This window comes from Sphingopyxis flava (assembly GCF_900168005.1).
In the GTDB taxonomy this organism is placed as follows: domain Bacteria; phylum Pseudomonadota; class Alphaproteobacteria; order Sphingomonadales; family Sphingomonadaceae; genus Sphingopyxis; species Sphingopyxis flava.
Window position 1 is genome coordinate 41,083 of record NZ_FUYP01000022.1, and the last position, 11,256, is coordinate 52,338.

Genomic DNA, 11,256 nt, shown 5'->3' on the forward strand with positions numbered 1-11,256 from the left:
CGACCGAGTTGGGGGAGGGTTTATGATCGACGATGATGATTTCGAGGACCCGCCGCTGCGGCGGCCGCTTCTGCGGCGCAAGCGCGTCCTGATCCCGCTCGGCCTGTTGCTCCTCGTGCTTGCGGCCTTTCTTGCGCTCAGAACGCCAGACACCGACCGCGATGCGATGATCGCCAAATATGGCGGCAGCGATGCCCAGTTTGCGCGTGGTCCTGCCGGCCAGCATATCCATTACCGCGATCAGGGCCGGCGCGACGGGCCGGTGATGCTGCTCCTCCACGGATCGAACAGCAGCCTTCATACGTGGGAGCCGCTCGTGAAGCAGCTGGGCGCAAGCTACCGCATCGTCACGCTTGATTTGCCCGGCCACGGTCTGACCGGCGCGACACCCGACAAGGATTATGGCGCCGAGGGGATGATGGCCGCGGTCGATGTCGTCGCAGCGCAGCTCGACCTTGATCATTTCATTCTCGGCGGAAATTCGATGGGGGGCTGGACCGCGTGGCGCTATGCGCTCGCCGAGCCCGGCCGCGTCGATGCGCTACTGCTGCTCGATGCGGCTGGCATGCCGCTACGCAAGGGCGAAAAGCGGCCGCCTTCGAATGTCGGCTTTCGCCTTCTCCAATATCCTTTCGGCCGCTGGCTCGCGGGCCAGATCACGCCGCGTGCGCTCGTTGAGAAATCGCTGCGCGGCTCGGTTGCGCGGCAGGAGATCGTCGATGACGCGATGGTCGACCGCTATTGGGAGCTGCTGCGCTTTCCAGGCAACCGCGAGGCGACGTCACTGCGGGCCCGCCTCGACCGCGAGCCCGCGATGGCCGACCGGATCGGCGAAATTCGCACGCCGACGCTGATCCTCTTCGGCACGGAGGACCGGCTGATCAATCCGAGCGCGGCAGAGACATTCCATGAGCGTATCGCGGGGTCGGAAGTTGTGCTCCTGGCCGGCATCGGGCATCTGCCGATGGAAGAGGCGCCCGAGGCGACCGCGGCTGCGATCGCCGACTTTCTCAAGCGGCGGCTTGCGCCGGCTTCGGCTGGTCCAGAAACGCTGTAATCCGTGCCGCGACCGCCGCAGCATGGGTGAAGGGAAAGAGGTGCGATCCCGGCATCGCCTCAAGGACGGCGCCGTCGATCAGCTCGGCGATCGCCTCCCCGTGGCACGCGGGTACAACCCCGTCGCGCTCGCCCATCAGAACCAGTGTCGGCAGCCTCTTCAGCGAGGGCAGCATCGGCGCGCTCGTCCAGCCCGCCATGGCCGCGGTCTGATAGGCGAGGCCGAGCGGGGTGGCAGTGGGAAGCTTGAGCCCGCTTGCGAGCATGTCGTCGTCGAGGAGCGCCGCCCAGCCTATCCCGGGGGCTGAGACCGTCGGCGTGGTCGCCATCAGGACCAAACGGCAGACGCGCCCGGGAAATTGAACCGCGATCTGCTGCGCCAGCGCGCCGCCCCAGCTGAAGCCTGCAAGATCGATTCTTTGCTGGCCGAAGCGGTCGGCAATCTCCATCACCGTCGCTGCCATTGTCGGCGCGGCATAGGGGAATAGCGCATCGGGCGACCCCCCGACGCCGGGCATATCGAGCGTCCACACCTCGCGCCCCGAAATCTGCGCAAGCAGCGGCGCCGCAGCGCCGATGTCGGCGCCGATGCCATTGAGGAAGACGAGCGGCGTTCCGCCCGCATCCACGCGCCAGCGCGCAACGCGCAGCGCGAGGCCAGAGACCCGCTGCATGCTAAGAGTGGGGGCGCCCGCAATCCTGCTCATCGCGGGGGGTGCCTTTGCATATCCGCGAGACGGTGGAAAGCCCGCGCGGCCTATGTCGGAGAATGAGTGGCCGCGGCTGCGCGCGCGGCCTGTTCGTAGCGCAGGCAGTCAAAAATCTTGGCGCCTGCCAGAAACACCGAGCCCGAGCAGGCGACGAGCAGCAATTTGCCGCCGATGCCGGGATACTGCTCGAGATAGGCCATGCCCCGCGCCATCGCGCCGACGCCGAGGGCGTAGATGATAAGGCACGCCTCGAACCGGGTCTTGATAACGAAGAGTCGTCCGATTTTTTTCCACATCATCGTCGGTCCAGCAAAAGCCATGCCACTCGCGCAAATCCGGGACCTGTGCTTTCGGGCATATGGTTACCCGTAAATTAATCCGACAATCGAGGGAAGGGGGAGGGGGCAGCAGGAGCATTTTGGGCGGCAGCATGCCCCCCCATTCGCCGCATTGCATGAGCCCGGCTTTGCTGTCATCGTGGCCGCCATAGCCGTCGGTGGGGAGATGCGTGTGCCAAGACCGCAGCCGCATTTGGAAGAGGTTCTCAAATCTGAACCCGGGCCGCATATCGCTGCGCTCTTCGATTTCGACGGTACGATCATCTCGGGCTATTCAGCGACCGCGATGCTGCGCGAGAAATTTCAGCGCCGCGAAATGTCGGTGGAGGAGATCGCCGAGACGGCGCAGCTTGTCGCGCAGCACAGCCTTGGCAATATCGGCTTTTCGGGCCTCATGAGCGCCGCTGCGAAATTCATGAAGGGGGTCGATGAGGAAAGTTTCGTCGTCTTTGGCGAGGAGCTCTACGAAAAGCATATCGCGCGCAAAATCTATCCTGAAACCCGCGCGATCATCGAGGCGCACAAGGCGAAGGGGCACCGCGTCGCGATCATTTCTTCGGCGACGATCTATCAGATCGCACCGACCGCGCGCGATCTTGGCATTGGCGACATCAAATGCTCAGCCTATGAGATAGAAGATGGCGTCTTCACGGGCGAGATCGTCCGGCCCCTTTGCTTTGGCGAAGGCAAGGTGCTCGCGGCCGAGGAACTCGCGGCCGACTATGGTCTCGATTTGGATCAGAGCTTTTTCTACTCGGACAGCGATGATGATATCGAACTGCTCGAGCGCGTCGGCAAGCCGCGCCCGCTCAATCCGAATTTGAAATTGAAGGCGATTGCCGCCGAGCGCGGCTGGCCGGTGCAACGTTTTGCAAGCCGCGGCACCCCCTCGTGGATCGACTATACGCGCACCCTCTACGCGACCGGCTCGCTCGTCGGCGCCTTTGCTGCAGGGCTCCCCATCTGGGCGCTGACGCGCTCGCAGCGCGAGGCGGTCAATTTCTCGATGGGCCTCTTTGGCGATTTTGCCACCGCGATCACCGGGGTCGAGCTCGAAGTCGAAGATGAGCGCCACCTCTGGGCAGCGCGGCCCTGCGTCTTTGTCTTCAATCATCAGAGCAAGGCGGACGTGATGATCCTCGCCAAGCTCATCCGCCGCGACATGGGGAGCGTCGGAAAAAAGGAGATCCGCGATATCCCCATCCTCGGCAAGCTGATGGAATGGGGCGGCACGGTCTTTATCGACCGCGCCGACGGCAAGAGCGCGATCCGGGCGATGGAGCCGCTGGTCGACGCGATCCGCCAGGATGGAAAGTCGATCTGCATCGCGCCCGAGGGCACGCGCACCCTCACCCCGAAACTGGGCCGCTTCAAGAAGGGGGCCTTTCATCTCGCGATGCAGGCCGGCGTGCCGATCGTCCCCATCGTCATCCACAATGCGACCGACGTCGCCCCCAAGAACGAGTTCGTGATGCGGCCCGCAACGGTGCGGGTCACCATATTGCCGCCGGTCGACACATCGCGCTGGAGCGCGAAGACGATCGGCGAGCACGTCCATGAGGTGCGGGGAATGTTCCTGCGCACGCTGGGGCAGAGCGAGGAGGATGCCGAGGAGATGGCCAAGCCCGCGCGGGCAAGGCCGGTGAAGAGTGCCGCCAGGAAAGAGGCAGCGCCGAGACCCGCGAAGACGCGGGCAGCGAAGAAAGCGGCAAAGGGGTGAGGGATCCTTCACCCGCTGTTCGCATCGCGCGAAGGCACGATGCCCCTCGCTAGCGCTCTTCTTCAGCGGCGCGCCGCTTCGCCCGGGGCGCGCCGGGACCGGGCGGGGGCAGGCTGAGCCGTGGCGGACGGAACGCCCCGCGCGCCAGCCGCCTCCAGGGTCGCCGCGACCGACCGTCTCTACATTATCGACGCGCGCAACCGGGTCGAGCGGCGGGTGCTCCTCGACTGGATCCATGCGACCGCGGGCGACCTCGGCGGCGACGAGGCGCCGCGGTGGGTGAGCCTCAGCATCGCCGATGGCGACCAGGCGCTCGATCTCGATGCGCTGAAGGGGCGGCTCGGCGAGGCCGCGGGCCGCGATGTCGTGCCGCTGCGTGTCGCGTGGCGCATCCCTCATTTCGAGCGCGACCGCGCGCTGAAATTTCGGCACCTGATCTTCGGCGACCCGCGCCAGCCAGGAGCGCTGCGCGCGCAGCTGATCCTGTGGCGCGACAGGCGCCGCGCGCAGATACTGGTCGGCGAGGCGGCAAGCGAGGACATGCTGAGGGCCCGGTTCCTGACCCAGGCAGGCGGCGGGGACGCGGAGGAGGGCGAGCGCGAATTTGCAGCCTTTGTCGCGCGCCAGGCGGGGCTCGCGCTCGACGTCGCCGAGCGCGGCATCCGGGGGACGCGCTACAAGGTCCCGCGCTTCGTCGCGGACAGCCTGCGCACCAGCCCGAAATTCCGCGCCGCGCTTGCCGACCTGGCTGAGCAACTCGGCCGTCCGGTTGGCGAGCTCTACCGCGAGGCCCGGCCGCTCATGAGGGAGGTGATCGCTGTCCCGGGCGCGCTCTTCCTCGACTTGCGCGCGCGCCTCGACCGCATGATGTTCGGCGGCTACGCGCCCGAAATGGAGGTCGATGCGGGCGAATTGGCCAAGCTCCGCTCGGCGCTGCGTGAGCATCCGACCTGCATCCTTTTCACCCACAAAACCTATATCGATGGCGCGACGCCGAGCCGTCTTGCCTATGAGAATGACCTCCCGATGCTTCACAGTTTCGGCGGCGCCAATCTCGATATCGCGGTGATGGGGCCTTTTTTCCGCCGCTCGGGAATGATCTTCATCCGCCGCAGCTTCCAGGACCAGCCGGTCTACAAACTGGTGCTGCGCCATTATATCGCCTGGCTGCTCACCAAGCGCTTTCCTTTGAGCTGGGCGTTCGAGGGCACGCGCTCGCGGCTCGGCAAGCTCATGCCGCCCAAATATGGCCTGATGAAATATGTCCTCGACGCAGCGCATGCGACGGGGACGGGCGACGTGCATTTCGTCCCCTTCGTCACCAGCTTCGATCTGATCCGCGATGTCGAGGAATATGCCGCCGAGCAGACAGGGCGCAGCAAGAAGCCCGAATCGCTCGCCTGGTTCCTCGGCTATATGCGCAGTCTCCGCGCGCCCTCGGGCCGCATCCGCATCGACATCGGCGAACCGGTGGTGATCGAGCGTGCGCCGGGGCCCGACGACCGGCGTGCGCTCGAGCGGATCGCCTTCTCGGTTGCGGTCGAGGCGAACCGGGTGACCCCGCTCACCGTCACTTCGGTTCTTTGCCTCATGCTGCTCGGCACCGCGCCGCGCGGGGTCACCGAGGCGGAGATGCACGCGACGATCGCGCGGGTCGTCGAATGGGCCCGCGCGCGCGCGATCCGCCTCAGCCGCGAGCTTGAAAGCGGCGATGAAGGCGCGCTCGCAGCAACGCTTGACACGCTCATGGCGGGCGGACTTTTGACCCGCTTCGATGGAGGGAGCGAGCCCGTCTATTCGATCCCGCCGGACCATCATCCCATGGCGAGCTACTACCGCAACATCATAGCGCATCATTTCCTCGACCGCGCGATGATCGAGCTTGCCTTGTTTGCACTGCGCGACGCGGACCGGGGCGATGTGACAGAGGCGTTCTGGGCGCGGGTCGACCGGCTGCGCGACCTCTTCAAATTCGAGTTCTTCTACCCGCCGCGCGATGTGCACCGCACCGCGCTCGAGGCGGAACTTGCGCGCATCGACCCCGCCTGGGCAAAGCGTCTCGCAAGCGGAGACCGCGGCGTCGCGCAGCTCATCCGCCGCTGCCAGCCGCTTGTCGGCCATGCAATCCTTCTGCCTTTTGCCGAGGCCTATTCGGTCGTTGCGGAGATTCTCGCGCGCGCCGCGCCCGGAGAGGCGGTCGACGAAAAGGCGCTGCTCGACGCAGCCCTGGTCGAGGGTCGCCAGGCCTGGCTGCTCCGCCGGATCAGCAGCGAAGCTGCGATCGGCAAATTGCTCTTTGCGAACGGTCTCGCTCTGATGCGGCATATGGGTCTTGCAGAGACTGCGGCCGCTGAGAGCCTCCCGGCGCGCCGTGCGCTGCTCGCCGAGCTTCGCGCCCTTGCCAATCTGATGGAATCGATGCGCCTTCAAACGCTCGCGCTCGCCGACCGCCTGCTGGGGCCGCCATGAGGATGATGGAAGAGAAGGAACGATGATGCTCAAGCAGCTCAGCGCGCAGGATGCCCAGTTCCTCTATACCCAGACCGCGAACAATCTCACCCATATCATGGGGGTCTATATCTACGACCCTTCGACCGCGCCGGGGGGCTTCGTCCGCTTCAAGGACATCATCCGCCACGTCGAAAGCCGTCTCGACACCTCGCCGCTCTTCCGGCGCCGCCTCCACCGATTGCCCTTCGATCTTGACCATCCCTATTGGGTCGAGGATGAGCATTTCGACATCGAGGCGCATATGAGCCACGCGCGGCTGCCGGAACCTGGCGACTGGCGCCAGTTCTGCATCGCGGTCGCGCGGTGGTTTTCGAAACCCATGGATATGAACCGGCCGCTCTGGGACATTTATGTCATCGAGGGGCTCGATCGTGTCGAGGGCATCCCCAAGGGCAGTTTCGCGATGCTCCACCGCGTTCACCATGCCGCGGTCGACGGCGCATCGGGGGCGCACGCCTTCATCGCGATGAGCGATATCGATGCCAGGGGAACGCCGGCAATCGCCGAGCCGCCGCCGCCCGAAGCGCTCGGGCGCCCGCCTTCGAGCGCCGAAACGCTCACGCGCGCCTGGTCGGCATCGATGCAGTCGCCGGTGAAGTTCATGAACGCGCTTTTGAAGGTCTCACCGGCCATCGTCGCCTCGGCGCGCAAGTCGATCGCAGAGGGCGGAATGGCCGCGGGCGTGCCGCAAACGCGCTTCAATGTGCCCGTGGGGCCGCACAAGATGTTCGATGGCACCAGCCTCGCGCTCGCCGACGTCGCCGAGGTGCGAAAGAAGGTGCCCGGCGCGACGGTTAACGACGTCGTGATCGCGGTGGTCGGCGGCGCGCTGCGCAAATATCTGGAAAGCCATGGGGAACTTCCTGACGAGAGCCTCGTCGCCGTCGCGCCGATCAACCTTCGCGGCAAGGCGAAAGGCGAAGGGAAGGGGGTCTCGAGCCCCGGCAACCAGGTCTCCGCGATGAGCGTGCCGGTGCGCACCGACATCGCCGATCCGCTCGCCCGGCTCGCGGCGATCCGCGGCTTTACCTGTGAGGCGAAGGAGGCGAAGGCGGGTGTCAGCGCGCGGCTGATGACCGATCTTTCTCAGCATATCCCCGGCGCGACGATGGCGGCGGTCGCGCGCATTCTCACCAGCGAACGTTTCGCGGTGCGCGGGACCAATCTTTTCATCTCGAACGTGCCAGGCGCGCACGTGCCGCTCTATCTCGCCGGCGCGCAGCTTGTCGCGCAATATGGCATGGCGCCGCTCGCCAACAATATGGGGCTCTTCATTGCAACGCCGAGCTACAATGGCCGGATCGCCTTCTCGATCATATCCGAGCGCGAGGTGATGCCCGACATCGCCTTTTTCCGCGGCTGTATCGAGGAAAGCTTTGCGGAGCTGATGGCAGCGCCGAAAGGGGAGGAGGCGAAAGCCGCTACGGCAAGGCCAAAAGCAAAGGGCAAGGCCGCTGCACCGGCAAAGCGCGCGCCCAAAGCCAGGGCGAAACCAGTTGCCAAAGAGAAGGCAAGGCGCAAAACTCGGGAAAAATAACCCTCTTCGAGGACGACCGGATGATTTTTTCCCCGACGCTGAGTGCCGACGCCGAACTGGCCAATGCGCCGGACTATGCCGCCTGGTCGAAAGCGGCGCGGACGCACGATGCGAAATCGGGAATGCAAGCGTGGCGCGAAGCCGACGCAAGCGAGCATTTCGACTATAAGGCAATCCGCGCCCGGCTCGAAAAGCTGCGTGCTCTCTCCGCGTCTGGCGACGTCAAGGGGCTGCTCTTCGTGCTCAACGAGGGCATCCACGGGAACATCGACGGCATGGGGCACGAGCGGCTTTACCAAAAGGCGCGTTTCGGGACGAAAATACTGATCGAGACCTATGTGGCTGAGGTCGTTGCCGCGCTCGGCAAGATCGCTTCCTCGCGCGCCATCCCGCGCGAAGAAAAGCGCGACTTTTTCCGCCGCGCCCAGCATTGCTACGGCCGCTCCGCGCTCCTGCTTTCAGGCTCGGGAAGCTATCTCTTCTTCCATGTGGGGGTGGTAAAGGCGCTCTGGGACGAAGGCGTGCTGCCCCATATCCTTGCCGGCTCGAGCGGCGGCTCGATCGTCGCGGCGATCGTCTCGACGCGCCCGGACTTCGAAGTCGGAGCGTTTCTCGCGAGCGACCGGCTTGCCAATCCTGCACGGGGCGCTGAAACCCGCCGTCTCGCCTCGGACGAGGTGCGCGCCCGGCTTGCCGAGCTTATTCCCGATCTCACCTTTCGCGAGGCATGGGAGCGGAGCGGCCGTCATCTCAACGTCTCGGTCGCACCGGCCGAAAAGCATCAGAACGGTCGCCTCCTCAACGCGATTACGGCGCCCAATGTGCTCATTCGCGAGGCGGTGCTTGCCTCCTGCGCCGTCCCCGGGGTTTTTCCGCCGGTGACGCTGATGGCGCGCGGCGAGGACGGCGCGCGCGTGCCCTATCAGCCCGACCGGCGCTGGGTCGACGGATCGGTGACGCATGACATTCCGACGAAGCGGCTCGAGCGCCTCTACGGCGTCAACCATCATATCGTCAGCCAGGCAAACCCGCTCGCGCTGCCGTTTGCGAGTGCCACCCGCAAGCAGATGGCGCCTATCGAGGCAATCCAGCACGCCTCGCTCGCGACCTTCAAAGTGTGGCTCAACGCCAATATGACGATCTTCCGCAAGCCGCTTGAACTGGTGCCGCCGCTCAACAGCCTCGCCAATCTCGCGCGGTCGGTGATCAACCAGGAATATACCGGCGATATCAACATCATTCGTCCGCCCAAATTCTGGTCGCCGACCAAGATCCTCTCCGACCTTGCGCAGGAAGATATCGACGAGCTGATCGACACTGGCATGCGCACCGCCTGGCCCAGGATCGAGATGGTGCGCACCCAGACCGCGATCAGCCGCGCGCTCGATGCGATCCTCGCGCGCGTCGACAAGGCAGGCGACGATGGCCCGGGACATCGCAGCTCGGCGCTGACGAAGGCAGCCGGCTGATCGTGGCGACCGGCGCGCTCGTCCTTCCCGAAGGCTCGGCGGGAGCGGGGGCGGCGCTCTCGGTCACCCATTGGCTTCCCGCCGAAGCGCCGAAAGCGGTCGTGCTACTCGCGCACGGCTATGCCGAACATGCCGGCCGTTATGCGCATGTCGCCGAGCGCCTCACGGACGCGGGCTACGCGATCTATGCGGTCGATCATTGGGGACATGGCAAGTCGGATGGGACGCGGGGCTTCGTACCGCGCTTTTCGGCCTTTATCGACGGCATGGCCGAGCTGCTGACACTCGTCGAGGTCCAGCATGGAGGCACGCCGCGCCTGCTCCTTGGACATAGTATGGGCGGGCTCATTGCGACGCTCTTTCTGATCGAGCGGCAGGACGCGTTCGTCGCCGCGGCGCTCTCGGGGCCGGCGATCGTCCCCGCCGCGCCGCCTTCGCGCATGACGATCTACCTCAGCCGCTTTTTGTCGCGCTTCTTCCCGCGGCTCGGCGTGCTGGCGCTCGATGCCGAGGGTGTGAGCCGCGACCCTGACGTGGTCGCGGCCTACCGCGCCGACCCGCTCGTCTACAAGGGCAAGATCGGCGCACGGCTCGGCAAGGAGTTCATGGACGCGATGGCAGCGGCGCAGGCGGACGCCGAGAAGATCACTCTGCCGATCCTGCTCCAGCACGGCGACGCCGACACGCTCACGGCGCCTTCCGGCTCACGCTATCTCTTCGAGCATGTATCCTCGGCAGACAAGACCCTCAAAATCTATCCAGGGCTTTTCCATGAAATCTACAACGAGCCGGAACGCGGCGAGGTACTCGATGATTTGATCGGCTGGTTCGATGCGCATGTCGTGAGGGCATGAGCGCACGCAAGCAAGAGGAGGGCGGGAGCGCGCCATGAAAATTCTGCTCGTTCTGATCTTTGCGCCTCTGATCGCGCTCATCCTTCTCTATTTTCTCTTCCCCGGCCGCCTTGTCGCCTTCGGGCGCTGGCTCCTTCGCAGGCGCGGCGGTCTCACGCTGAGACGCATTACCGTCGATGGCCGCGCCTGGCCCTATCTCGAAGGCGGCGACCCGGAAAAGCCGCTGCTGCTGCTTGTTCACGGTTTTGCGGGTGACAAGGATAATTGGTCGATGATCGCGCCCTATCTCACGCGCGACTATCATGTCATCGCACCCGATCTGCCAGGGTTCGGGGAGAATGAGCGCAACCCTCAGCTCGCCTATGACATCGCGGCGCAGACCGCCCGGCTCAAGGGATTTGCCGACGCCCTGGGGCTCCAATCCCCGCATCTTTGCGGAAACAGCATGGGGGGCTGGATCGCGCTGCGCTACGCCCTTGACTATCCCGATGCGCTCGCGAGCCTGATCCTGCTCAACAATGCCGGGGTAAAGGGCGCGAACGACAGCGATCTTGAAATACAGGCAGCCAGCGAAGACTATAATCCGCTCGTCCTGGCCAATCTCGAGGACGCCGACCGGCTGCTCGCGATGGTGACGCACAAGCCCCCCTTCATCCCGGCGCGGCTCAAGCCTGCGCTTTATGCCGATGCGCTCAAATATCGCGATCAGCTCGACGGCGTCTTCTGGGTCATTGCGACCGAGGCGCGCGACCATCCGCTCAACGACCGGCTCGGCGAGGTGCGAGCGCCGACGCTGATTCTCTGGGGCCGTCACGACCGGCTCATTGACGTGAGCTGCGTCCCCGTACTCGAAGCGGGCATTGCGGGCAGCCGCGCGCACATATTGGAGCATGTCGGCCACGTTCCCATGGTCGAGGACCCGAAAAGCACCGCCAGGATCATCAGGGACTTTCTGGAAGCGCTTTCCTAGGTTGTGTGGACGAATTTGATCAAGCAAAGTCCGGCGGCGAAACTGACGATGGACCGGAAATTCTGCGCGGTTTTTTCGCATCTGAGTGCGA

Annotated in this window: 9 protein-coding genes; 7 read left to right on the forward strand and 2 right to left on the reverse strand. The window is 65.0% G+C overall.

Translation table 11 applies throughout. The annotated features are described in order from the left end of the window. The first annotated feature begins 22 nt into the window (after nucleotides 1–22). Nucleotides 23–1,057 (forward strand): alpha/beta fold hydrolase, encoded by a 1,035-nt coding sequence (locus B5X69_RS15470; protein WP_079639551.1) that lies wholly within the window; start codon nucleotides 23–25, stop codon nucleotides 1,055–1,057. Here the strand turns inward: B5X69_RS15470 and B5X69_RS15475 are convergent. Both B5X69_RS15475 and B5X69_RS15480 read right to left on the reverse strand, forming a co-directional pair. Continuing rightward, nucleotides 1,011–1,763 (reverse strand): alpha/beta fold hydrolase, encoded by a 753-nt coding sequence (locus tag B5X69_RS15475; RefSeq protein ID WP_079639552.1) that lies wholly within the window; start codon nucleotides 1,761–1,763, stop codon nucleotides 1,011–1,013. The genes B5X69_RS15470 and B5X69_RS15475 overlap by 47 nt on opposite strands. Nucleotides 1,764–1,813: 50 nt before the next feature. After that, on the reverse strand, nucleotides 1,814–2,062 hold the full coding sequence (locus B5X69_RS15480; RefSeq protein WP_079639564.1) for a hypothetical protein: 249 nt from the start codon (nucleotides 2,060–2,062) through the stop codon (nucleotides 1,814–1,816). 208 nt (nucleotides 2,063–2,270) lie between these two features. Between B5X69_RS15480 and B5X69_RS15485 the strand changes: the two genes are divergently transcribed. The 6 genes from B5X69_RS15485 (at nucleotide 2,271) to B5X69_RS15510 (ending at nucleotide 11,165) form a co-directional block, all read left to right on the forward strand. Next, entirely contained in the window at nucleotides 2,271–3,824 is a 1,554-nt protein-coding gene (locus tag B5X69_RS15485; protein ID WP_079639565.1) for an HAD-IB family hydrolase, read from the forward strand. Between the two features lie 120 nt (nucleotides 3,825–3,944). Next, nucleotides 3,945–6,293 (forward strand): glycerol-3-phosphate 1-O-acyltransferase, encoded by a 2,349-nt coding sequence (locus B5X69_RS15490; RefSeq protein WP_079639553.1) that lies wholly within the window; start codon nucleotides 3,945–3,947, stop codon nucleotides 6,291–6,293. Nucleotides 6,294–6,318: 25 nt separating this feature from the next. After that, nucleotides 6,319–7,872, forward strand: a complete 1,554-nt coding sequence (locus tag B5X69_RS15495) for a WS/DGAT/MGAT family O-acyltransferase (protein WP_079639566.1) — start codon at nucleotides 6,319–6,321, stop codon at nucleotides 7,870–7,872. 20 nt (nucleotides 7,873–7,892) lie between these two features. Next, on the forward strand, nucleotides 7,893–9,341 hold the full coding sequence (locus B5X69_RS15500) for a DUF3336 domain-containing protein (protein WP_079639554.1): 1,449 nt from the start codon (nucleotides 7,893–7,895) through the stop codon (nucleotides 9,339–9,341). 2 nt (nucleotides 9,342–9,343) lie between these two features. Next, nucleotides 9,344–10,195: an alpha/beta hydrolase gene (locus tag B5X69_RS15505; RefSeq protein WP_079639555.1), complete on the forward strand. Its 852-nt coding sequence runs from the start codon at nucleotides 9,344–9,346 to the stop codon at nucleotides 10,193–10,195. Nucleotides 10,196–10,229: 34 nt separating this feature from the next. Continuing rightward, nucleotides 10,230–11,165: an alpha/beta fold hydrolase gene (locus B5X69_RS15510; protein ID WP_079639556.1), complete on the forward strand. Its 936-nt coding sequence runs from the start codon at nucleotides 10,230–10,232 to the stop codon at nucleotides 11,163–11,165. Nucleotides 11,166–11,256 lie beyond the last annotated feature (91 nt).

What these genes read in the sequence shown, in the direction of transcription:
- B5X69_RS15470 (WP_079639551.1), top strand. Translation starts at nt 23, where the DNA reads ATGATCGACGATGATGATTTCGAGGACCCGCCGCTGCGGCGGCCGCTT.
- B5X69_RS15475 (WP_079639552.1), bottom strand. Translation starts at nt 1,763, where the DNA reads ATGAGCAGGATTGCGGGCGCCCCCACTCTTAGCATGCAGCGGGTCTCT.
- B5X69_RS15480 (WP_079639564.1), bottom strand. Translation starts at nt 2,062, where the DNA reads ATGTGGAAAAAAATCGGACGACTCTTCGTTATCAAGACCCGGTTCGAG.
- B5X69_RS15485 (WP_079639565.1), top strand. Translation starts at nt 2,271, where the DNA reads ATGCGTGTGCCAAGACCGCAGCCGCATTTGGAAGAGGTTCTCAAATCT.
- B5X69_RS15495 (WP_079639566.1), top strand. Translation starts at nt 6,319, where the DNA reads ATGCTCAAGCAGCTCAGCGCGCAGGATGCCCAGTTCCTCTATACCCAG.
- B5X69_RS15500 (WP_079639554.1), top strand. Translation starts at nt 7,893, where the DNA reads ATGATTTTTTCCCCGACGCTGAGTGCCGACGCCGAACTGGCCAATGCG.
- B5X69_RS15510 (WP_079639556.1), top strand. Translation starts at nt 10,230, where the DNA reads ATGAAAATTCTGCTCGTTCTGATCTTTGCGCCTCTGATCGCGCTCATC.